Below are 24,369 nucleotides of genomic sequence, written 5' to 3'. Positions count from 1 at the left end.
TTATAAATGGAGGCAACAACCATGGCAAAACTGTCAGGCGCAGAAATGGTCATTCAGTCACTGATTGATCAAGGAGTTAAGCAGATATTTGGTTATCCAGGTGGTAGTGTTCTGGATATCTATGATGCAATTCATACCTTAGGTGGTATTGAGCATATTTTAGTTCGTCATGAGCAAGCTGCAGTACATATGGCTGATGGTTATGCCAGAGCAACAGGTGATGTTGGTGTGGTACTTGTTACTTCAGGCCCCGGGGCAACTAATACTATTACAGGTATTGCAACAGCCTATATGGATTCAGTGCCATTAGTAATTTTATCTGGCCAAGTCGCGAGTAATTTAATTGGTAATGATGCCTTCCAAGAGTGTGATATGGTTGGGATTTCACGCCCAATTGTTAAACATAGTTTTTTAATCAAAGATAGTAAAGATATTCCAGAAACGATTAAAAAAGCGTTTTATATTGCTTCTACTGGTCGCCCAGGTCCAGTTGTTATTGATTTGCCGAAAGATATAGTTAATCCAGCTAACAAATATAATTATAATTATCCAAAGTCAGTAACAATGCGATCTTATAATCCAACGACTCAAGGACATAAAGGGCAAATTAAAAAAGCATTAACTACCTTATTAGCAGCTAAAAAACCTGTGTTATACATTGGTGGTGGGGTAATTAGTGCTGACGCTAGCAATGTGGTTAAATCACTAGCAGATAAACTCAATCTGCCTGTGACTTCAACGTTAATGGGGATTAGTGCTTTTCCCGGAACAGATAAAAAATATTTAGGCATGATTGGTATGCATGGTGTCTATGAAGCTAATATGGCAATGCATAATGCAGATGTTATTTTTGCAATAGGTGCTCGTTTTGATGATAGAACTACTAACAATGTTGAAAAATATTGTCCAAAAGCCAAAATTATTCATATTGATATTGATCCAACGTCTATATCCAAAACTGTTTCTGCAACTATACCTGTAGTAGGTGATGCAAAAAAAGTTGTTGAAACCATGTTAACACAACTTGAAGATCTTAGTACTGAACGTGACCTAGATGCTTTAGTTGATTGGTGGAAGCAGATTGAGCATTGGCGAGCTCGCAAATGTCTTGCTTATAGCCATGAAGGTGAAAGTATCAAGCCACAAGAAGCGATTGAAGTTTTATATAAGCTGACCAAAGGTGATGCTTATATTGCAACCGATGTAGGTCAACATCAAATGTTTACTGCGCTCTATTATCCCTTTGACAAACCTCGTCATTTTATTACTTCTGGTGGTCTGGGTACCATGGGCTTTGGTTTACCTGCTGCATTGGGTGTTAAACTTGCATTCCCTAAGAAGCATGTAGTTTGTGTAACAGGTGATGGTAGTATTCAAATGAATATTCAAGAGCTTTCAACAGCCTTGCAATATGGTTTACCTGTAATTGTTTTAAACCTTAACAACCGTTTTTTAGGCATGGTTAAGCAATGGCAAGATATGATTTATGCAGGTCGTCATTCGTCATCTTATATGGAGTCATTACCTGATTTTGCCAAGATTGCCGAAGCTTATGGTCATGTTGGGATGGTAATTAATAAACGAGAAGATCTGGAACCTAAACTTAAAAAAGCGCTAGCTATAAAAGATCGTTTAGTTTTTATTGATGTCATGACTGATGCGACAGAACATGTTTATCCAATGCAAATTCGCGGTGGGGCAATGAATGAGATGTGGCTTAGTAAAACGGAGAGAACCTAATGCGTTATATATTATCAATTTTAACTGAAAATGAACCAGGTGCATTATCAAGAATTATTGGTTTATTTTCACAGCGTGGGTTTAATATTGAATCCATTACTACCGCACAAACTGAAGATCCAACAATGAGTCGAATGACGATTCAAACATCTGGCGATGAACATGTGCTTGAACAGATCCAAAAACAATTACATAAGTTGGTCAATGTTTATCGTGTTAATGACCTTACAGAGGGGCCACATGTTGAACGTGAAATAATGTTAGTTAAAGTTGCAGCTAAAAGCTCTGATGCACGTAATGAAGTTAAACGTTGTGCTGATATTTTTAGAGGTTCGATTGTTGATGTGACGGCAACACATTATATTGTCCAATTATCAGGTACTAGTGAAAAATTAGAATCATTTCTATCCTCTATTCGTGAGACTTGTAATATAGTAGAAATTGTTCGCTCTGGTATTATTGGTTTATCACGCAGTGAAAAAACGGTCAAATAAGTTATCATCTAAATAAAATGAAAAGCGCGCTAGGCGCTTTTTTTATAAATGAAAAAGTAATCATCAAATAATTTCCTAAAAATGTGGTATAACGCATCAGGTTCGGACTTATGTCCTAGTTGAAACAAAAATATCTTTATTATAATTGGAGCAATTTATTTATTATTTAGGAAATATTATGACTGCACATATTAATGCTAATCCCAATGACTTTGCTCAAACCGTTATCATGCCCGGCGATCCTTTACGCGCAAAATTTATTGCAGAAAATTACTTAACCGATGTTAAAGAGGTTTGTAATGTACGTAATATGCTAGGATATACTGGATTGTATGAGGGCGTTGCGGTGTCAGTAATGGGGCATGGCATGGGGATTCCATCAATAACCCTTTATGCGCATGAATTAATTAATGACTTTAATGTTAAACGTATTATCCGAGTGGGTTCTTTAGGTGCCACACAGCAAAGCGTTAAAATGCGTGATGTCATATTAGCCGTGGCTGCAGGGACGGATTCAATGACTAATCAAAAAAGAGCGAATGGTTATAATATTGCCACATCGGCGACGTTCTCGTTATTACATCGTGCCTATGAGATGGCTAATACTATGGATTTACCAGTTAAAGTAGGTAATGTGTTTAGTGGCGATCTTTATTATGACCCTGATGAAACGTTAATTAGCACATTAGAAAAATCAGGAGTACTAGGAATTGATATGGAAGTTGCTGGTTTATATGGGATTGCGCAACAGTTTAATGTCGAATCGTTAGCCATTTTAACGGTTTCAGACCATTGTTTAACTGGTGAAGAGACAACGGCGGAAGAAAGGCAAATGACATTTAATAATATGATCAAACTTGCTTTAAACGTGGCTATTAAATCTTAATTGGTTATTTATTGCCTTTTTCGGATGGAAATATGAAAAATAAATTATCGCTCACACTTATTAGTTTTTTAGCTAACTTTATTATGGCTGGTTTTGCCTCTCAGTTTGGTATGCTAATAGAACCAATAGCGCAAAATTTTAATGCAGATGTAAACCGTGTCGCATTCATTTTTTCTTTATTAAATGGTGGGGCTTTAATAGGAACTATTTTGGCTTTCTTTTTAATCGATATTATTGGGATTAAACGAATTACCTTACTTAGTTATACAATTATTGTTATTAGTTCCTTTATTTTATATATCACCAACTCGCTAATAATACTTGAAGTTTGTATGACTTTTATAGGATTGTGTGGTGGAATAGGGTTGTGTATCGCGGGTACTATTGTGGTATCGACTTGGCAAGATAAGATACAAAGTACAATGTTAGTGGTACAAGATGCTACATTTAATATTGCTGGTATCATTTTCCCGCTAATCACTACCTATGCTTTAACTCATAATCTATCTTGGGCTAGTAGCTATTTAACGGTTGGAATAGTTGCAGTATTGATGTTAATCATTATTTTATTTACTAATTTTGATTTAATTAATCAGCCTAAAGCAAAACAAGAGAAGCATCAGCGATCTGAATGGAACTTTGGTATTATATCTTCTGGTTTCGGTTTATTTTTGGCTATGTTAGCGTTATATACGTTTTTAACTTGGGCTCCTCTATTTGTTAGCCAAAAATTTTCAATTTCATTTGAAGATGCAGGCAACATTATTACTCAATATTGGACAGCAGCCTTAATCGGAGCATTAGTTTCGACGGCGATTGTAACGCGAGTTAAAATTGAGCACTTTTTTATTTCTATCATTTTATTAGCCTTCATAATGACACTGATGATCGTCAATACTGAACATATTGATTATATTGGTTACTATACTTATGGATATGGATTTGTATGCTCTGCTTTATATAACGCTTTTGTGGCTTATGGCGTGACCTTTGTAAAAAAAGCATCAAGTAAAAATGTTTCATTTATTTTAATTAGTGGTAGTGCTGGGGCTATGTTTAGTCCAGCTATAAGCTCGAAATTATATAACTATTTGGGTATTCAAATTATCATGAATGCGATACCTATACTTTATGCTGTTATTATTGTTATGTTGGTGATTTCAATTCTTTTAAAGAAAAGGGTCAATAATTAAAAATAATAGATTAGATTGAAATGGCATATCTTTTATTATTATTGACTATAATTGTGCCAAATTAGAAAAAGATAACGCTGTAGCTCATTAAGTATCTATACGTTATCCTATATTAATGTGTGAGTGATATGCAATTAAAATCATTAAATAAAGGTCGTTTTAGTCATTATTGGCAAGATAATAATAAGTTGTTTGCTTCAATTATTGAGCAATGTATTGTTGAAAAAAAAATCGTAGATGAAAAAACTACGCTTTTTCGTCAAGGATGTAAAGTCGATAATTTAATTGTTGTTTATAATGGTACGATTTCAATACGTTATCAGGCCAATAATGGACGTCGATTTCATATAGGTACGGTAGATTGCGATGAGCATATATTTGGCGAAATGGAGTTCTTCACCAACTATCTATGTCAATTTGATATTATCGCCGAAGAAGCATTAACTATCGCTGTCGTTAGTATTGATAAATTATATCAATCATTACTTGAACATCCTAAATTAGCACTGTTTTTCGCTAGTGCTATCGCCTTTGATTATCAAGAAACCTTAGATATCTTCTTAAAAAGAACATTATATTCAATTTGTTACAACATTGCTTTTGATATGTATCAACATCACCTTAATATTCACCCGGTTAATAACTTTCAAAAAAACTATTTAGAAGCAGAACGTTTTGGCACTACTGACCGTGTTTATCGTCGTGCTGTTAATGAGTTAATCAACTTAGATATCGTACATAAAGTTGCAGGTAAATTAGAAATTAAAAATATCGATAACCTTAAAGAGTTTATCGAATTTAAGGGGAAATTCGCTAAGTAATTTAAATTATATCGTTAATCGCCAATAAAACGTTCTACTGAAAAAGATATCAAAAAAATATTAACTATATTGGGATTAATATTAGACGGATTATCTAAATAATAGATACGATTTTAGTCGGTAAAGTGAGTGGTTTACCGATTAAACATAATTATTCAATTGTGAGCTAAGCCATATTCTGTTATACTATTTTCCCGTCTGATTCATCATATATTGCATTAGTTTTTATGGTTTAAACTTATGTTATATTGTTCAACTAAATTAATAATGGTCTGGTATTAATGGTCACGAATTATATTTTTGTAACAGGCGGTGTCGTTTCTTCTTTAGGTAAAGGCATTGCCGCAGCCTCATTAGCTGCAATTTTAGAAGCCCGCAATTTAAAAGTCACCATGCTAAAACTTGATCCCTACATCAACGTCGATCCGGGAACAATGAGCCCAATTCAACATGGTGAAGTTTTTGTGACTGAAGACGGTGCCGAAACCGATCTTGATTTGGGTCATTATGAGCGTTTTATCCGCACTAAAATGAGCCGAAAAAACAACTTTACAACTGGACGTATTTATTCTGACGTTTTACGCAAAGAACGTCGAGGAGACTATTTAGGCGCGACAGTCCAAGTTATTCCTCATATCACTAATGCCATCAAAGATCGGGTTATTGATGGTGCCAAAGGTTATGACGTAGCTATCGTTGAAGTAGGTGGCACAGTTGGTGATATCGAATCACTACCATTTTTAGAGGCAATTCGTCAACTAGCGGTTGATGTTGGTCGTGAACACACATTATTTATGCACTTAACATTAGTGCCTTATCTTGCCTCATCTGGTGAAGTAAAAACTAAACCAACACAGCACTCAGTGAAAGAGTTATTATCAATTGGTATTCAACCTGACGTATTAATTTGTCGTTCAGATCGGGCTATTCCAGCTAACGAAAGAGCTAAAATTGCACTATTTTGTAATGTGCCTGAACGAGCAGTGATTTCACTTAAAGATGTTGATTCGATTTACAAAATCCCTGCATTATTAAAATCACAAAATTTAGATACTTTTGTGTGCAATCGCTTCCATCTTGAATGCAAAGAAGCGGATTTATCTGAATGGGAACAAGTGATTTACGAAGAAGCTAATCCAGTTGGTGAAGTAACTATCGGTATGGTTGGTAAATATATTGCTTTACCAGATGCTTATAAATCAGTGAATGAAGCATTAAAACACGGCGGTTTAAAAAATCGTTTAACCGTTCACATCCGTTACATTGATTCAGAAGATCTTGAATCTCGCGGTACTGAATTATTACAAGGTTTAGATGCGATATTGATTCCTGGTGGCTTTGGCTATCGTGGTGTTGAAGGCAAAATTATGGCAGCACGTTATGCCCGTGAAAACAAAATCCCTTATTTAGGTATTTGTCTTGGTTTACAAGTGGCATTAATTGAATACGCACGTAATGTTGCTGGCATTAAAGATGCTAATTCAACAGAATTTGTTAAAGATTGTTCAAATCCAGTTATTGCGCTAATTACTGAATGGAGCGACGAATCGGGTCAAGTAGTTCAACGTAGTGAAGATAGTGATTTAGGTGGCACTATGCGTTTAGGTTCGCAAATTTGCCACTTAGAGCCAAATTCATTAGTTGCTCGAATGTATAAAAAAGAGTCGATAACTGAACGTCATCGTCACCGTTACGAAGTCAATAACAATTTATTACCAGAAGTTGTCAAAGCTGGTTTAAAAGTGACAGGGTTGTCAACTGATAAAAAATTAGTTGAAATTATTGAAATTCCAGAACATCCTTGGTTTGTTGCTTGTCAATTCCATCCGGAATTTACATCAACACCACGTGATGGGCACCCATTATTTAGTAGTTTTGTTAAAGCTGCCAAAGATTATCAAGAGCAGCAGCAAAAATAGTTTATATTTACATTAGGTACATATCTGTCATATAGAGGAAAATAACATGGCAAAAATCGTTAAAGTACATGGTCGTGAAGTCATCGACTCTCGTGGTAACCCAACTGTTGAAGCTGAAGTTCATTTAGAAGGTGGTTTCGTTGGTCTTGCTATCGTTCCATCAGGAGCATCAACAGGTTCACGTGAAGCATTAGAACTTCGTGATGGTGACAAATCTCGCTTTTTAGGTAAAGGCGTACTTAAAGCTGTTGAAAACGTAAATGGCCCAATTGCTAAAGCAGTTGTTGGTAAAGATGCGTTAGATCAAGCAGCTATCGACCAAGTCATGCTTGACTTAGACGGTACTGATTTCAAATCAAACTTAGGCGCTAACTCAATTCTTGCTGTATCTTTAGCGACAGCTAAAGCAGCAGCAGCAGCTAAAGGCGTACCACTTTATCAACATATCGCTGATCTTAATGGTACTCCAGGTCAATACTCTATGCCATTACCAATGATGAACATCATCAATGGTGGTGAGCATGCTGATAATAACATCGACTTACAAGAATTTATGATTCAACCAGTTGGTGCTAAAACAGTACGTGAAGCAATCCGTATGGGTTCTGAAGTATTCCATAATTTAGCAAAAGTACTTCACGCTAAAGGCATGAACACAGCTGTTGGTGATGAAGGTGGTTTTGCTCCTAACTTAGGTTCAAATGCTGAAGCATTAGCTTGCATCAAAGAAGCAGTTGAAAAAGCTGGTTATGTATTAGGTAAAGACATTACTTTAGCGATGGACTGTGCAGCTTCTGAATTCTATAACAAAGAAACTGGTAAATACGTATTAAAAGGTGAAGGTAATAAAGAGTTTACTGCTCAAGAATTCACTCACTACTTAGAAGGCTTAACTGAACAATATCCAATCGTATCTATCGAAGATGGTTTAGACGAAAGCGATTGGGAAGGTTGGGCATACCAAACTAAAGCATTAGGAAACAAAATCCAATTAGTTGGTGACGATCTATTTGTAACTAACACTAAAATCTTCAAACAAGGTATTGAGAAAGGTATCGCTAACTCAATCCTAGTTAAAGTTAACCAAATCGGTACTTTAACTGAATCTATCGCAGCTGTTAAAATGGCGAAAGATGCGGGTTATACTGCGGTTATCTCTCACCGTTCAGGTGAAACTGAAGATTCAACAATCGCTGATTTAGCTGTTGGTTTAGCTGCTGGTCAAATCAAAACTGGTTCAATGAGCCGTTCTGACCGTGTTGCTAAATACAACCAATTAATCCGTATTGAAGAAGCATTAGGTTCAAAAGCACCATTTAACGGTTTAAAAGAAGTTAAAGGCCAATAATTCGTTTTTTTAAAACGAGGATAAAAACGGTGACATAGTTCACCGTTTTTTTATTTATGACATCACAGGGTTGCATAGGCTTAGCTTGTGTTGTACTCTTATTGGCTGATTTAAAAACATCTAAAATTAATGTCAAATTGATATTTGATAATTTAGCCACATATAACTTTTATAAATTTACGAATACATCTTTCTGCTTATGAACAATATTACGAGTATGCCCCAGCCTAAAAGTAAATGGCAACTTTTTAACTGGCTTTGTACAGGTAAATTACCGCTTAATGAACTGTGGCTTAAACCGACTTATCGTTATAAATTTTTTTTAAGAACTTTATTTCTAAGTCCTATTACGCTAAAATTATTGGATAAATTAAGACAATATCCATTACTTGGCTATTTTCTATCATGCCAAACCAATTTGCCTTGCAAATTGCAGCGCCCTTATTTATCTTCTTGTTTAAATCAACAAGAACGTTTTGAAGCACTTGCTTATCATTATGACTTTCTAGCCTGTCATCCTGATAGCATGACTAAAGCCTTCTATAACCCGGATTTAGCATTTCAACTGGCAAGTATAACGGCAAAAAATGAAGCTAACATAAAAATCGCCATCCAAGCGCGCAATAAATTTGCTCGTGAAGGTGAACTAAGCTTATATTTTTATGATAATGATGGTATTGATCTAGCCACATTAACTTTTACCATTACCCAATATCAACAAAAGTCAACGCTGTTTATAGCAGGATTACAAGGCACTGGTCATCACGAAGCCCGTACTCGAGTACAACAAGCAACAAAGCAGTGTTATGGACTATTTCCTAAACGCGTTGTGGTGGAAGCAGCATTAATTATTGCTCGTTATTTTCAACTTGAACAAATCATTGCAGTAGGCAATAAAACCCATGTTTATAACAATTGGCGCTATAATAGTCGACAAGAAAGGATTTTATCTGACTATGATGATTTTTGGTTAACTATTGATGGTAAACAAGATGAAAGATCGTTATTTATCTTACCAACACAAATCAATCGTAAATCAATAGAAGAGGTTGCCAGTAAAAAACGTTCTGAGTACCGCAATCGTTATGCATTATTAGATGAACTTAAGAACAAAATTGAAACGCAATTAACATCTTTAATCTAACTTTATCAATATTTATACGAAAAATCGTTTGCCTAAAATGACAAGCGATATAAAAAAGACCGAAGTTTTACTTTTTAAATAAAAATAATTGTAAGGAATAAAACATGTATTTTGGTATTCTTATTGCTTTAGTGCCGTTATGCCTAGGTTACTTGATTGAATTCAAAGAGCAAAAGTGGATTGCCAAAATAAACCAAATCCTAAGTTGGATGATCTATTTTATCTTATTTATAATGGGTACCGAATTGGCCCACCTTGATAACCTTGCCGCCAACTTAAAAGTCATCCTTTTTTATACCAGCATTATCTTTATTTGTACCTTTGGTGGTAATTTTATTTTCTTAGCCTTAGTCGATATATTTTTACCATGGCGCACTACACACAGTAGCCAAACATATGAGTCACGATTTAAAATGATCTTAGAATCACTGCGAGTATGTACTGCGCTAGTTGCGGGTTTTATTGCCGGACTCTTTCCGCTATTTATTTGGCAATATAGTGAAGATATAACCAAGGTTGTCCTTGTTTTTTTACTACTTTTTATCGGCATACAACTTCGTAGTAACAACATTTCACTAAAGCAGATCCTACTCAATAAAGTCGGAATTGCAACAACTATAATTGTGGTATTAAGTACCTTTTTCGGTGGTATTATCGCTGCACTAATATTGTCTCAACCAGTGCGAGTAGGATTGGCAATGTCATCAGGATTTGGTTGGTATTCACTATCGGGAATACTCATGACCGAAGCTCACGGCCCAATTATAGGTAGCGCAACTTTCCTAAATGACATTCTACGCGAATTATGTGCCATCATCCTAATTCCTACCCTAATCAAGCGATATAAACTTACAACATTAGGGTTATGTGGCGCTACATCGATGGATTTCACCTTACCCATGTTACAAAAAGGTGCCGGTGTTAGCATTGTACCTCCTGCAATCGTTCAAGGTTTTTTGCTAACCCTAGTCATGCCAATTTTTATGACATTATTTAATTATGGTGGGTTTTAAAAGGCAATATAGAACTCAAAAAAGTTGAGGAATGGGGTTTTAGAACTTCAAAAATTAACTTATTGCTAACTCTTTTTTTTAAACTAATAACAAAATCTTAGAAATTTAATAAGTTAAAAACAAATTCAAAAAAGGGTTTATCAAACTAAAATTCCACTTTTCCTTTTTTCAAACAATTTGTATAGTATGTCTTGTTCTATTTTTATTGCCGTGTAGGTAGAGGTCTCGCTCTTTAAAAAAATTGAATAACACTTTTTTCAAATCTTATTTATCTCCCCCATCTTTCACAAAAAGACAGTAATTGACCATTATTAATTCCCTCTTAAGGTTTTGTTAATCTGCTTTTGTTAATTTAGTGACTCATTTTATTTACGATTAATTGTAACTATGCGAAAGTTGGATAAAAATTTTAGTTGGCGTTCGTTGATTTATGCTATTTTGTATTTCTGTTACTTTTCTTGTACTTTGCAACTTTATATTGCGCTCACAGGGCATGCTAATTTTATTGGGCTGAGGGATTCGCTAATTTATAGCATGATTTGGCTAGTACCGATGCTGTTTTTTCCTAATTTTACCAAAAAATATGCAACGATTTATGGGGTTATTGTTGGTGGGTTGTCGCTGATTTCTATAGGTTATTTCACTATTTTTCGACAGGAGTTTTCCCAGAGTGTTTTTTTTGTGATGGCGGAGTCGAATTATAACGAGTCTCATGAATTTATTTCCCAATATCTGAGTATCAAATTAGTTGCAGTTTTGCTGATTTATAGTTTCGTTGGGGGAGTGCTGTGGTTTAAAGTTAAACCTGTTTATGTTAAAAATATGACTAAATGGCTAGTGTCGATAGTAATTATGGTTTATGCGTTGACGCCGCTGTTTATTAGTATAGCGATAAAGCGGACTTCGTTTGAACGTGCAACAAAGCATTTGCTCAGCCGAATGGAAACCACGGTGCCATGGCAATTATTGAGTAGTTATGCCGCTTATCGTTCACAATTGTCTAATATGGAAAATATATTAAATCATCTGCAATCCCTACCTAAGTTCGAGAATTTAAAAGATGTTAATACTAATACGCCAAGAACGTTAGTGCTGGTGATTGGTGAATCGACCACGCGTAGCCGTATGGGGATTTATGGTTATGAACGTGATACTACGCCGTTAATTGAGCAATTTGAGAAAGATAATCCTGATTTTGTAGTGTTTAATGATGTGGTTTCTTCAAGACCTTATACTATTGAGATATTGCAACAAGCGCTAACTTTGGCTGATGAACAACATCCTGATTTGTATCTTTCTAAGCCGTCATTGATAGATTTGATGAAGCAGGCAGGCTATAAGACGTTTTGGATCACCAATCAACAAACCATGACAAAACGCAATACAATGTTGACAATGTTTTCCAAGCAAGCTGATGAGCAGTTTTACATGAATAATGATCGTAATCAAAGTTCTAGGCAATATGATTCTTCGGTTTTTGAACCGTTTAAAAGTGTGCTCAATGATCCTACCGAAAAGAAATTCATTGTTATCCATCTTCTAGGGACGCATATGAAATATGAACTACGTTATCCTGAAAGTGACGAATATCAGCGCTTTAATGATAAGTCTGGTTTAGCTTTTGATTTGGATGATGATAAGTTGGATGTTTATAACAGTTATGATAATGCCATCATGTTTAATGATTTTGTTATCACTAAACTGTTTAATTTGTTTAAGGCAAGTGATGCAAATGGTTTTATTTTGTATTTTTCTGATCATGGTGAGGATGTTTATCAAACTGCGCCGCATGATGTTTTAGGTCGTAATGAGAAAGCACCAACGAGAGCGATGTATACCATTCCATTTATGCTATGGCAATCACCTAAATGGCTGACAAATCACCCTAATAATTTTCAATCTTATGTAAATCGAAAATTCAGTACTCAGGATTTGATTCATACTTGGTCCGATTTAGCTGGACTTAGCTTTGATGACTATCAACCAGAAAGGAGTATTGTCAATAAGGACTTTGCCCAACCGATTCGTTGGATCGGTGATCCTCATAATAAAAAGGGATTAACGGATTTCGATAAGTTACCTAAATAGAGATTTACAGATAAAGTAAAGGTATGATATTGTATATTTATACAGTTACTGCCATTACACCTTTTATGCGAAAAATTATTCATGTCGATATGGATTGTTTTTATGCCGCTGTCGAAATGAGAGATAATCCTCGCTATCGCAACGTGCCGATTGCCGTAGGCGGCGATCCGCGTAAGCGGGGCGTGGTAGCAACTGCTAATTATATCGCTCGTCAATACGGTGTGCATAGTGCAATGTCAATGGCACAGGCAATTAAGCTGTGTCCTAATCTGAAGGTTATTCTTGGGCGCCATGCTGTTTACAAAGAAGTTTCCAATCAAATTCATCAAATATTTAGGCGTTATACTCAAGCCATTGAAACCCTTTCTCTCGATGAGGCTTATTTGGATGTGACCGATTGCAGACTTTGTCATGGTTCAGCTACGTTAATTGCTCAAGATATTCGCCAAGCAATTTATAAGGAGCTTGAATTAACCGCTTCGGCTGGTGTGGCGCCACTTAAGTTCCTGGCTAAGATAGCGTCTGATATGAATAAGCCTAATGGACAATATGTGATTACGCCTGATCAAGTTGAGGCATTTATTGAGAAGCTTTCACTTAAAAAGATCCCCGGTGTGGGTAAGGTGACCGAGAAGAAATTAGGCGAGTTAGGACTGTTTACCTGTAAAGATGTGGTTAATTATGATTTGACAAAGTTACTTAATCACTTTGGTAAATTTGGGCGTATTTTATATGAACGTTGCCAAGGGATTGATGAACGCGAAGTTTGTAACGATCGACAACGTAAGTCAGTTGGGGTAGAGCGCACTTTGGTCGATGATATTCATAGTTGGGATGAATGTTTAGCACAATTTGACCTACTTTTTGAAGAGTTACAAAAGCGTTTAAGTAAAGTTCGTTCCGATCTCTCTATTGCTCGGCAAGGTGTGAAATTTAAGTTTGATGATTTCCAGCTCACAACCCAAGAGCATGTGTGGTCTAAGTTGGATAAAGCTGATTTGATTGAACAAGCTCATAAAGTTTGGTTAGAAAGGCGTAATGATCGAGGAGTTAGGTTAATCGGGTTCCATGTGACGTTGATTGATCCACAAGTTGAAAAGCAGTTGATTTTTAAATTTTGATGTTTTGCTTAGGTCGGTTGCTAAGAAAGGATCTGATTTGTTAAAAACAGATCCTTTATTCTTATTGCGTGATTAAATAGCTATTTTAAGCTTTGACCATTGGTCTTAATCACATTTTTATACCATTCAAATGACTCTTTTTTATAGCGTTTCATGCTTCCGTTACCTTCGTTGTCACGATCAACATAAATCACACCATAGCGTTTTTTCATTTCGCCAGTCGTGAATGATACCACGTCGATAATACCCCAAGCGGTATAACCAATTACGTCGACACCATCGTAATCCATCGCTTTTTGCATCGCTTTAATATGCGCACCAAGGTATTCGATACGTGGTTTATCGTGAATTTGGTTGTCGTGCTCAAGTTCATCAATTGCACCAAAACCATTTTCAACAATAAATAGTGGTAGTTGATAACGATCGTATAAGCGATTAAGTGTGTAACGTAATCCTTCTGGATCGATAGGCCAACCCCAGTCACTGCTTTTAATATATGGATTTTCAACCGCATTTGGTAATGCACCATTGACGATGTTGTCGCGGTTGTCGTTTTTAACATCTGCTTTTACGACAGTTGACATGTAGTAACTAAAACCGATGTAATCAACAGTACCTTTCTTTAAACAGGCTAGGTCTTCTTCGGTGATATCAAGTTTATAGCCTTCACGTTCAAACTCTTTCAATGCATATGATGGGTAATATCCACGAACATGTACATCAGGGAAGAAAAAGCGTTGATGCATAGCGATTTCTGATGCCATCATATCTTCTGGGTTACAAGAGTATGGGTAAATTGGCACGTGAGAAATCATACAACCAATTTCAAAATTAGGATTGATTTTTTTACCAGCTATTACCGCTTTAGCACTGGCTAGTAATTCGTAATGAGCAACTTGATAAAGTACTTCTTGTGGATTTTCTCCCGGTTTAACCTGTACACCTGAGTTAGTCCAGAAGAAGATTGGGTTACTGGTGTCCATTTGGTTGTTGATTTCGTTAAAAGTCATCCAATATTTGACTTTGTTTTTATAACGTTCAAAACAACTAATAGCAAAACGTTCAAAGAACTCTACTGTTTTACGATTTCTGAATCCACCATATTGACGAGCAATATGTAATGGAATTTCAAAGTGTGAAAGGGTAATAACTGGCTCAATGCCATTGGCGATAAGTTCATCAAACACGTCATCATAAAATTGTAGACCGGCCTCATTTGGTTCTAGTTCATCACCTTTCGGGAAGATTCGTGTCCAAGCAATTGAGGTTCGAAGGCATTTTAGACCAAGTTCAGCAAAAAGTTTGATATCTTCTTTATAGTGGTGATAGAAGTCAATGGCTGTATGATTTGGGTAAAATTTACCAGCTTCAATATCTTGAGTGATTTGTCTTGCAACACCATGTGCGCCTGCAGTCATAACATCAACCACGCTTGGTCCTTTACCTCCTTCATTCCAGCCGCCTTCGAATTGGTGAGCAGCTAATGCGCCGCCCCATAAAAATGGTTTTTTAGTCATTTTTGGTTCCTTGTTATTGCTTAATTTCGAATATGATATCGTCAAGATTTACGTCTTTATTTTCAGTTAATGTGATCAATTGGTATTGATCTGTATTAACAATAATAATCGGGGTAATTAATGGATAACCCGCTTGTTTGATCGCTTGGGGATCGAAACTGATTAGCTTATCACCTTTTTTAACTTGTTGACCCATACTGATATGGTAACTAAATTCATTATTAGTTAGATTTACGGTATCAATACCAACGTGAATTAATAATTCTACGCCGTTATCAAGAACTAATCCGACGGCATGTTTTGAACTTTCAAATACCGCGCTAACAACACCATCAAATGGTGCGTAAACATGATTATCAGTTGGTTCAATGGCAATTCCGTCACCCATCAATTTTTGGGCAAAAGCAGGATCAGGCACCTCACTTAGTGGTAAGGCTTTACCGATTATAGGGCTAGTAATGTCAATTTTTTCAAGAATGACTTTTGGTGTGTCGTTTTCAATTTTTTCATTATTTTGTTTGTTTTCATTGGTGCCCAAAATTTGCATAAGAATAACTGGTCCAAATAATGCTATAGCTGAACCGATTCCTATACCAATGATTGAACCATAATGTTCCGGATTAATTGCATTAACAATAGTTAATGGACCAGGTAATGCCGCATAAGTGTAGTAGTAAGGTGTAAAGAAACCAGCGACCATACCACCAATTGCAGCACATAGACAACCATAAATGAATGGTGTTTTAAAGCGTAAATTAACGCCATAAATCGCCGGTTCAGTGATACCAAATAGACCGGTGACAAAAGCCGATATTGATACTCCTTTCATCTCAGTAGAACGCGTTTTGATATAGAATCCTAATGCTGCACCGACTTGGCCAATAACGGCTATAGTTTGGTAGGCTTGGAAGGAATCTTTACCATATAGGTTAATATTTTCAATAATAACGGGTGTAATACCCCAATGAACACCAAAAATAACAAGAACTTGCCAAAATGCGCCGATAATTGCACCTGCTATCCATGGCGCAAGGTTAACAATCCAGTTGTACCCGCTTGCAAGATAGTGCGCAGCTCCAGCAGTAATTGGTCCAATTACTAATAAAGTCAATGGAACCATAATGACTAAGCAGATCAATGGCATTATTAATGGTTTAATAATGCTGTGTAAGCGAGGCTCTAATAACCGTTCTAAATAAGAGAGTAACCATACTAAGAATAGTGGTGGTAATACGGTTGACATATAAGTGGTTTCAGATAGTGGTATACCAAATAAATCAAATGTTCCACCTTCTTTAATAAGTTTTGCTATCTCTGCCCATGTTGGTGAAAGTAGTGCCGCACAACATGCTACCGCAATGTAGATATTGCAACGGAAATGTTGTGAAGCGGTAATAGCAATAAAGATAGGTAAAAAAGTAAATGGTGCCCAAGAGATAAAACTAAATACTTGGCAAGTGCCAGTTTGTTCAAATTCTGGGTAAGCTAGTTTAACTAAAATTAAGATCCCTTGCAGTATCCCCGCACCTGCCAATACATAAACAAATGGAGCAAAAACCGCTGACATTGTCGCGATAATACGATTTAAAATACTGCTTTTGCTATTTACATCTACTTTGTTGTCACCACTCATCAATTTGGAAAATGCATTATAGACTTTATCAACATTAGTACCAATTACAACTTGAATTTGTCCACCTTTTTCAACCACCGTGATAACACCCGGAAAGCTAGCGATTTTTTCTTTTGCATTTGCCGGAGTGGATTGGGTAACGACACGCAAGCGAGTTGCACAACGAGCGACAGAAACAATATTATTTTCACCGCCCAACTCATTTAATATATCAACTGCTAATTTATCATAATCTCTAATTTTAGATGACATTTATTAAGCTCCTTTCAACAGGTAAGAGAGCCTATATTATCCCTAAAATAAAAATTGTTAATTACTAATTTTATTGTTTGTGATCTAGATCCCGTTTTCTAGTAAATTCAATTTATTTATTCTAGTATATGTATAAAATATCAATTATTTATATCAATAATAAAGAACAACTAATGTTAAAATACCAAGATGTGGCAAAGAAAATACAGCAGGCAATTTACCAACAAAATCTGCCCAAAGATACGCAATTGCCTAATATCGAGGGTTTAATTCAACAATATCAAGTTAGTCGTACTACAATTATCAAAGCACTCAATCGTCTTGAAAGACACGGCGTAATTTATCAAATACAAGGCAGTGGCATTTTTGTTAGGCAGCCGAAAAAACGTGGTTATCTCAATTTCTTAGAAAGCCATGGCTTTAGTGTCGACCTAAATGATTTGCCTGGCTCATCACTAGTGTTTAATGTTGATGTTATTCAACCTAATACTAAAGTTAAAGAGAATTTGCATTGTGAAGATGATGAAGAGGTCTATTATATAAAACGACTACGATTGGTTGAAGGCAGGGTATATGGTTTTGAACAATCTTATTATCGAAAAAAAATTGTTTCTTATTTAAATAGAGAAATTGCTGAAAACTCAATCTTTAGTTATGTAAAAGATATTTGTAAGGTCAATATCGGTTTTTCAGACAAATATTTTAAAGCCATAAAATTGGATCAAGATATCGCCCCTTATTTAGGTTTAAAGGCCGGCGATCCCGCTTTATGTGTTGAAGAGATCTTTTATACTTCTTCTGGTGAACCTTTCGATTTTTCACAAATTATCTATCATTACGATAATGCGAAATTCTTTGTTCAAAGTCATTCAAAATAGTCAGCAAGATTTCATTTAGTTAATAAATTATTAACCAAATGAAATCTAATTAATCTAAAGTACTTTATATAAACTTACATCAAATTAGTTTTGCTCGACCTTTTTAAGCGTTTCGAATGAGCCTGATAAGGTTAGGGTGATTTCATATTCAGGTGGTGTATAAATATCAACATCAATATCACTAGAGGCCATTGAAACCATTCTCAACATTTGATTACTGCTAAAGTTATTTCTTTCATGAATTGCTTCAGGATATCTTGATTGAAATTCAAGTGAAATAGGTGCACCGACGACATATTGTTTAGCTATTAAGCGTTCAACTTTTGTGGTTAATTGGTTTAATAAAAGAGTTTCATGCTCTTTTACTGCGGTTTGAATGGCTTGTGGTGATACGCTATAAGAGATGTTATTATTGACTTCCATTTTTAACTCTTGTGCTTTAGTAATAATCTTACCGATAAGATCGAGTTTATTTGTTTTTATTTTTAAAGTGTTATTAACAAAATAACGTTGCTCATTAATTTTGTTTGTATCAATTTGTCTGACAAACGAGCTCTTAATTGAAATATTTGTTAAACCGATATTTTTTAAATCATTGGCGATATTAGTATATTTTTGGTATAGATCTTCTTTTGCTTTACTTTCACTATTAGCGACTGAAGTAATTTGGAACAGATAATAGTTAGTTAACTTCTCTTCTTCAAGCTGAGAAATATTATTTATATTATATTTATCAAGGGCTTTATTTAGATTGATAAAACTGTCATTATCATCAATAGTTAATACAATATTAAGAAACGCTTGATAATGGTTATTTTCTTTATTGTTTTCTTTCGCAACTGTTTTAACACTGTTTTGGTAGTCTATGGTGACTAAATTATCGTCGGTGATATCAAGTGTGTTTAGATAATTTTTTAATTCCTTCATTGTCTCAACGTTAAGATCGGAAGCTTCAGTAGGTGTTGCACCTTCTGTTTCTAAAGTAATAGAAAATTCAACTGTATCAGGTTTTAATTTAATACTATCAATAATATTTGAACTAATTTTCCCCACAGGAATGAGATCTTTGCCATATTTTAATTGTTGCAGTTCTAAATAAGAGTTACTGGCGTTTAACTCGTTATAGTTTGCCTGAGATGGAAATATGGTGCTTATATTGAGTAACAAAATTAATATAAATTTTTTTTTCATTTTATTTCCTTAATTCAGTCTAGCGAAATGGGCTTAAGTAAATTAAAGTCGAAAGATAAGACAAATGATAATTAATTTATTTGAAAAGTTGTCAAATAATTGTAAAAGTTTACAAATATAAAAAAAGCGTCTTACGACGCTTGGTTATTTAATGCCATATTCAGAACGATAAGCTTCGACTTGGACTACTTGGTCTTTACGTGATGGATCACGATAAAGATATTGGATCAAATCATCTAAAGTGATAATCGAAATTACGTCACAATGATAAGTTTGTTTGATTTCTTGAATAGCGGATAATTCACCTCGGCCTTTTTCTTGACGATCAAGACAGATTAATACGCCAGCAAGTTTAGATTGATTATCTTCTAAAATTCGCATTGATTCACGAATTGCAGTACCAGCGGTAATTACATCATCAACTAACATGACACGTTGTTGATAAATAGAACTACCAACTAAATTACCACCTTCACCATGATCTTTAGCTTCTTTTCGGTTAAAGCAATAAGGTACATCAACATTGTGGTGCTCGGATAAAGCTACAACTGTAGATGAGACTATTGGGATACCTTTGTAGGCAGGACCAAAGATGACATCATATTTTAAATTTGCATCCATTAATGCAGCGGCATAAAAACGACCTAATAACGCTAAATCCTTTCCGGTATTAAATAGTCCTGCATTAAAAAAGTAAGGACTTTTTCGACCCGATTTCAAGGTAAACTCACCAAATTTCAATGCTTGCCTATCTAAAGCAAATTCTATAAATTCACTCTTATATGATTTCATCGATCCTCTCCAATTAATCTTTCAAAGCTTGTTTTTGTGCTTCTGTAATAGTTGTGATGCCACTTTTTGCTAGTTCTAATAAAGTTAATAATTCTTCATGACTAAACGGTTCACCTTCGGCAGTACCTTGAATTTCAATGATGCGACCATCATCAGTCATTACTACATTCATATCAGTTTCAGCGTTAGAATCCTCAACATATTCTAAGTCACACACTGCTTCACCATTAACAATGCCTACCGATACGGCAGCCACTAAAGATTTAATTGGGTTTTGCTTGATTTTACCACTTGCTAACATCATGTTTATTGCATCAACTAATGCCACACTAGCACCAGTTATTGATGCTGTTCTAGTGCCTCCATCAGCTTGGATAACATCACAATCTAGTGTAATGGTATATTCCCCTAATAATTTTAGATCAATCATTGCGCGTAATGAACGGGCAATAAGGCGTTGGATTTCCATCGTACGGCCAGTTTGTTTTCCTTTTGCCGCTTCACGTTGGGTTCTTGAATTGGTAGCTCGAGGTAACATACCATATTCAGCAGTTACCCATCCTTGATTTTGACCTTTTAAAAAGCGAGGTACAGATTCTTCAATTGTTGCATTACAAAGTACTTTTGTTTCACCAAACTCGACTAATACAGAACCTTCTGCATGCTTAGTGTAATGACGGGTTATTTTGATTGGGCGGACTTGTTCCGCGGATCGACCAGACGGGCGCATGCAATTCTCCAGCAGTTTTATTTTAAAATTTATCTTTGAACTTATTAAATCATTTAGGAGGACATCAACAAGAAAGCGTTGATGTTTAGCCTAAGCTAAGAGCACATTATACAGAATTTGTGATACAATGCCCAGCAAGTTTTTTATAAATTTAGGAACCTATTATGATTTCTAGTATGACTGCGTATGCAAGAAAAGAGTTAAACCAATCATGGGGTAGTGCGTCTTGGGAGTTGCGTTCGGTCAATCAGCGCTATTTAGAAACCTATATTCGTTTGCCTGAACAGTTTCGTTCGCTTGAGCCGATTGTTCGTGAGCGTCTTCGTGCTCGATTAACTCGTGGTAAAGTCGAATGTAATCTACGCTTCGAACTCGATCCAGCAGCGCAGCATCAAGAGTTATCATTAAATATAGAGCTTGCTAAACAGATATTAACTGCCGGTGATTGGATTAAACGTGAATATCAAACAGGAGCAATCAATCCACTTGATGTTTTACGTTGGCCAGGGGTGATGTCAAGCAAAGAACAAAATTTGGATACTATTTCGCAAGAAATTTTGGCTTTACTTGAAAGTGCAATAGAGGAATTTATCGCAGTTCGTGAATGTGAAGGCCAAGCCTTAAGTGAATTAATTACTCAGCGTTTAGCGGCGATAACGGTTGAAGTTGATAAAATTCGAAATTGGATGCCACAAATCTTGGAATGGCAAAAAGAGCGCTTAAAAAGCAAAATAGAAGAAGCCAATATTGAACTTGATAGCTCTCGTCTTGAACAAGAAATTGTGATAGTTGCGCAAAAAATCGATGTGGCTGAAGAGTTAGATCGTTTAATGACTCATGTCAAAGAAACCTATGCAATCTTAAAGAAAAATGAGGCCGTAGGTCGTCGACTCGATTTTATGATGCAAGAATTTAATCGTGAATCAAATACTATTGCTTCAAAATCAATCAATGCGGATGTTACTGCTAGCGCTATCGAACTTAAAGTCTTGATTGAACAAATCCGCGAGCAAGTACAAAATATCGAATAATTTGCTTGTTGATGAATCGGTATCTCGGTATTTTTGCCGTTATTTTGGCATCGCTATTATGGGGCACAACTGGCACAGCAGCCACTTTTGCCCCTACTTTATCTCCTCTATTTATTGGCGCTTTCGCCATGGGGATTGGCGGAATATTGCAGTGTGGATTTGCTATACCTAACATCAACCAAGAACTCACATCACTAAGATCGCATTATCGCTATTTAATTTTAGGGGCATTAGCAGTTGCCGTTTATCCTTTAGCTTTTTATTCTTCTATGCGCTTATCAGGTGTTAGCATTGGCACCGTTGTTTCGATAGGTTCCGCGCCAATCTTGTCAGCAATTATTGAATATTTAAGTCGTGATTTCAAGTTCACTAAACAATGGGTTATTGGTGCCTTATTAGGGATTACCGGTATGACTATACTGGCCTTTTCAGGCAACGAGACAACGCAATATAATTATCCTAGTTTAGGGATTTTATTAGGATCAGTTGCCGGTTTTACTTATGCGCTTTACTCATGGTCAGCAAGGCAATTAATGTTAAAAGGGATAAGTAGCAAAGCAGCAATGGGGGCGATTTTTGGTTGTGGTGGAATATTATTGATCCCAGTAATGGTTACCACAGGTTCGATTTTTTTCTCTACATGGAATAATATAGCCGTTGGTGTTTATATGGCATTGATTCCGATGTTTTTGGGTTATCTATGTTATGGGTATGGATTATCAAAAATATCTGCTAGTATGGCTATCACCATCACGCTATTAGAACCTGCGATAGCCACAATTTTGGCGATATTAATTGTTGGTGAGAATTTATCATTAATCGGTTGGGGTGGCATATTGTTGATTTTTATTTGTCTAGTAATGGTTATCTCGTCAAGCCTAAATAAAAAATTTACCTAACTCAATTCATTAATCATCTTTACTTCTTCGCAAACATCTTTAAAATGCTTCTGTCAAATTAATCATATACTTCTTATTTTGAGGAAAACTACAAAAATTAACAATTAACATTTTAGGTTAGCTATAAATTAATCTTTTTATTTGTCATTTATTGTTAAAGGAATAAAACAATGAGTTTTACAGTTAGTTATTATCAGTCTTCAAAAAAATATGATCCGCTATTAACTATTGGCTATACATTAGCAGGTATTTTGGCCGCAATAATTTTGGGTATCATCTATTCATTTATCTCTTATATTTCACCAATTGTAGTAATTAATATTGCTTTAGTTGGTGGGATGGGGTTTACATTAGCTTATATTACAAATAACCTTGCAAAGTTAGCAAAAGTAAGAAATACCATTGTTCACTTGTGTATGGCTTTTTTTATCTGTCTATTTGCATATTATTCAAGCGTATGCGCATTTGAAATTAACTTTATGTCGCTGGGTCCAAAGAGTTATATTAAGCTGTTTTTCAAACCGTTCACGGTATGTGACCTCATGTTTAATGGTATTCTTCCAATCCACAAAATAATCATCAGTAAAGGTGCAAATACAGGTTATATTTCTGGTTCCATGTTGAAAATCATATATTTAATCGAATTGCTTGCCTTTTTCTATCCATTACTTGCTGCATTTAAATTTAACGAATATTTTTGTGAAGATTGTCGAGTTTGGTATAGAAAATTCCGATTTCTCTCGTATAGTAATGAAAATTTAGAATCTAATATTACTAGCCTTGTCACTAATAATTATGCTGGTGTCTTATTGCAATCAACACTCTATGTTAATGAAAAATTACTTGCAAGCGAAGTCGACAAGTCAACAAAAACTATCGATGTTTTAGAATACCAATATTGTCAATGTCCCCAATGCAAGCAGAATAGTATTTTTAGCATAGAGAAAAAGAAATTAATGAGGAAAAATAAAAAAGAGTTTGATCTAAGAGATGTTAAAAAAGGAATTTTAGTTAAAAATGTCTATATCGATGATGAAACTAATGAATTATTAAAACAAGCTTGTGATCAATTAAAATGATTTTACGGGGGCAAGGTGCCCCCTTTTTAATGTTTCGGATAATGTCGACTTTTAATTCATCTAAAATTCCAATATAACGCAGCATAGGCGATACCGGTTGATAAAAGGTCAGCGATCGGTGATGATGCCCAAATACCATCTAAATCGAAAAATAATGGTAGAATATAAAACGTTGGTAGCAAAATTAAAAGTTGCCTTGAAAGGCTTAACAAAATAGAGAATATCGCTATACCAAAAAAATGGAAGAAGCTAGTTGTTACCATTTGTCATCCTACAAAGACAAATGAAAACGTCGTATAACTTAATATAATGGCAGATATTGCCACTAAACCTACATCAGAACTAAATTGCTCTGACTAATACATCAGATATAAAGCAACCTAATATAAAGATAACACTGGTAATAACGCTAGCATAATTTTTAGAACCGTAATTATAACCAATAATAGGTTGCATACCTTGGTTAATGCCGATAACATCATAATCAGTGTAATTAGTCGGTTAGCATTAGCTTAATATACAATTATATCGCAATGATCCTGATGTTTCTCGATTATCTAACTTATGGTATAAATTATCAATTGCTGCCTATATAGCCAT

At 35.3% G+C, this 24,369-nt stretch carries 21 protein-coding genes; 15 read left to right on the top strand and 6 right to left on the bottom strand.

What is annotated here, in order from left to right:
• The first annotated feature begins 21 nt into the window (after window positions 1-21).
• The 11 genes from ilvI to dinB all read left to right on the top strand — a co-directional run bounded on the left by ilvI (window position 22) and on the right by dinB (window position 13,767).
• A complete protein-coding gene (gene ilvI / locus AC5LXI_RS10260; protein WP_493442231.1) occupies window positions 22-1,740 on the top strand; it encodes an acetolactate synthase 3 large subunit in 1,719 nt (572 codons plus the stop codon).
• Window positions 1,740-2,234, top strand: a complete 495-nt coding sequence (gene ilvN / locus AC5LXI_RS10255) for an acetolactate synthase small subunit (RefSeq protein WP_493442230.1) — start codon at window positions 1,740-1,742, stop codon at window positions 2,232-2,234. The genes ilvI and ilvN overlap by 1 nt, the downstream gene beginning before the upstream one ends.
• Window positions 2,235-2,412: 178 nt before the next feature.
• Window positions 2,413-3,120: a purine-nucleoside phosphorylase gene (deoD, locus tag AC5LXI_RS10250; RefSeq protein ID WP_065578223.1), complete on the top strand. Its 708-nt coding sequence runs from the start codon at window positions 2,413-2,415 to the stop codon at window positions 3,118-3,120.
• 32 nt (window positions 3,121-3,152) lie between these two features.
• Window positions 3,153-4,313, top strand: coding sequence for an MFS transporter TsgA (tsgA, locus tag AC5LXI_RS10245; RefSeq protein ID WP_493442229.1), 1,161 nt, complete (start codon window positions 3,153-3,155; stop codon window positions 4,311-4,313).
• Between the two features lie 128 nt (window positions 4,314-4,441).
• Complete coding sequence (locus tag AC5LXI_RS10240; RefSeq protein ID WP_065578225.1) at window positions 4,442-5,134, top strand: Crp/Fnr family transcriptional regulator; 693 nt, start codon at window positions 4,442-4,444, stop codon at window positions 5,132-5,134.
• 281 nt (window positions 5,135-5,415) lie between these two features.
• The gene (gene pyrG / locus AC5LXI_RS10235; protein WP_493442228.1) at window positions 5,416-7,053 is read left to right on the top strand and encodes a glutamine hydrolyzing CTP synthase; all 1,638 of its coding nucleotides are present in this window, start codon (window positions 5,416-5,418) and stop codon (window positions 7,051-7,053) included.
• Window positions 7,054-7,099: 46 nt separating this feature from the next.
• Complete coding sequence (gene eno / locus AC5LXI_RS10230) at window positions 7,100-8,401, top strand: phosphopyruvate hydratase (protein WP_065578227.1); 1,302 nt, start codon at window positions 7,100-7,102, stop codon at window positions 8,399-8,401.
• A gap of 217 nt (window positions 8,402-8,618) precedes the next feature.
• The gene (locus tag AC5LXI_RS10225; protein ID WP_493442227.1) at window positions 8,619-9,545 is read left to right on the top strand and encodes a VirK/YbjX family protein; all 927 of its coding nucleotides are present in this window, start codon (window positions 8,619-8,621) and stop codon (window positions 9,543-9,545) included.
• A gap of 104 nt (window positions 9,546-9,649) precedes the next feature.
• Entirely contained in the window at window positions 9,650-10,558 is a 909-nt protein-coding gene (locus AC5LXI_RS10220) for a LysO family transporter (RefSeq protein WP_493442226.1), read from the top strand.
• A gap of 387 nt (window positions 10,559-10,945) precedes the next feature.
• Window positions 10,946-12,646 (top strand): phosphoethanolamine transferase CptA, encoded by a 1,701-nt coding sequence (gene cptA, locus AC5LXI_RS10215; protein WP_493442225.1) that lies wholly within the window; start codon window positions 10,946-10,948, stop codon window positions 12,644-12,646.
• Between the two features lie 65 nt (window positions 12,647-12,711).
• On the top strand, window positions 12,712-13,767 hold the full coding sequence (gene dinB, locus AC5LXI_RS10210; RefSeq protein WP_493444288.1) for a DNA polymerase IV: 1,056 nt from the start codon (window positions 12,712-12,714) through the stop codon (window positions 13,765-13,767).
• Between the two features lie 80 nt (window positions 13,768-13,847).
• Here the strand turns inward: dinB and AC5LXI_RS10205 are convergent, their stop codons facing one another.
• Both AC5LXI_RS10205 and AC5LXI_RS10200 read right to left on the bottom strand, forming a co-directional pair.
• A complete protein-coding gene (locus AC5LXI_RS10205; protein WP_493442224.1) occupies window positions 13,848-15,284 on the bottom strand; it encodes a 6-phospho-beta-glucosidase in 1,437 nt (478 codons plus the stop codon).
• A gap of 13 nt (window positions 15,285-15,297) precedes the next feature.
• A complete protein-coding gene (locus AC5LXI_RS10200; RefSeq protein WP_493442223.1) occupies window positions 15,298-17,169 on the bottom strand; it encodes a glucose PTS transporter subunit IIA in 1,872 nt (623 codons plus the stop codon).
• Between the two features lie 173 nt (window positions 17,170-17,342).
• Between AC5LXI_RS10200 and AC5LXI_RS10195 the strand changes: the two genes are divergently transcribed.
• On the top strand, window positions 17,343-18,047 hold the full coding sequence (locus tag AC5LXI_RS10195) for a GntR family transcriptional regulator (protein WP_493442222.1): 705 nt from the start codon (window positions 17,343-17,345) through the stop codon (window positions 18,045-18,047).
• An 84-nt stretch (window positions 18,048-18,131) separates the two neighbouring features.
• Here AC5LXI_RS10195 and AC5LXI_RS10190 read toward each other — a convergent pair whose 3' ends face one another.
• The 3 genes from AC5LXI_RS10190 to rph all read right to left on the bottom strand — a co-directional run bounded on the left by AC5LXI_RS10190 (window position 18,132) and on the right by rph (window position 20,760).
• Window positions 18,132-19,238 carry an SIMPL domain-containing protein gene (locus AC5LXI_RS10190; RefSeq protein WP_493442221.1) on the bottom strand — a complete coding sequence of 369 codons (1,107 nt, stop codon included), beginning with the start codon at window positions 19,236-19,238 and terminating at the stop codon, window positions 18,132-18,134.
• A 144-nt stretch (window positions 19,239-19,382) separates the two neighbouring features.
• The gene (gene pyrE, locus AC5LXI_RS10185; RefSeq protein ID WP_493442220.1) at window positions 19,383-20,030 is read right to left on the bottom strand and encodes an orotate phosphoribosyltransferase; all 648 of its coding nucleotides are present in this window, start codon (window positions 20,028-20,030) and stop codon (window positions 19,383-19,385) included.
• Window positions 20,031-20,043: 13 nt separating this feature from the next.
• Window positions 20,044-20,760: a ribonuclease PH gene (gene rph / locus AC5LXI_RS10180; RefSeq protein ID WP_493442219.1), complete on the bottom strand. Its 717-nt coding sequence runs from the start codon at window positions 20,758-20,760 to the stop codon at window positions 20,044-20,046.
• Window positions 20,761-20,924: 164 nt separating this feature from the next.
• On the opposite strand from rph, the gene AC5LXI_RS10175 reads away from it, so the two are divergent.
• The 3 genes from AC5LXI_RS10175 to AC5LXI_RS10165 all read left to right on the top strand — a co-directional run bounded on the left by AC5LXI_RS10175 (window position 20,925) and on the right by AC5LXI_RS10165 (window position 23,769).
• On the top strand, window positions 20,925-21,791 hold the full coding sequence (locus AC5LXI_RS10175; RefSeq protein ID WP_493442218.1) for a YicC/YloC family endoribonuclease: 867 nt from the start codon (window positions 20,925-20,927) through the stop codon (window positions 21,789-21,791).
• Window positions 21,792-21,802: 11 nt separating this feature from the next.
• Window positions 21,803-22,690 (top strand): DMT family transporter, encoded by an 888-nt coding sequence (locus tag AC5LXI_RS10170; RefSeq protein WP_493442217.1) that lies wholly within the window; start codon window positions 21,803-21,805, stop codon window positions 22,688-22,690.
• 170 nt (window positions 22,691-22,860) lie between these two features.
• Window positions 22,861-23,769, top strand: coding sequence for a hypothetical protein (locus AC5LXI_RS10165; RefSeq protein WP_493442216.1), 909 nt, complete (start codon window positions 22,861-22,863; stop codon window positions 23,767-23,769).
• A 56-nt stretch (window positions 23,770-23,825) separates the two neighbouring features.
• Here the strand turns inward: AC5LXI_RS10165 and AC5LXI_RS10160 are convergent, their stop codons facing one another.
• Window positions 23,826-24,032: a hypothetical protein gene (locus AC5LXI_RS10160; RefSeq protein ID WP_493442215.1), complete on the bottom strand. Its 207-nt coding sequence runs from the start codon at window positions 24,030-24,032 to the stop codon at window positions 23,826-23,828.
• Window positions 24,033-24,369: the final 337 nt, after the last annotated feature.

It is taken from the genome of Gilliamella sp. LMG 34361 (assembly GCF_984569075.1).
This window is presented reverse-complemented; position numbering and strand designations above follow the sequence as displayed.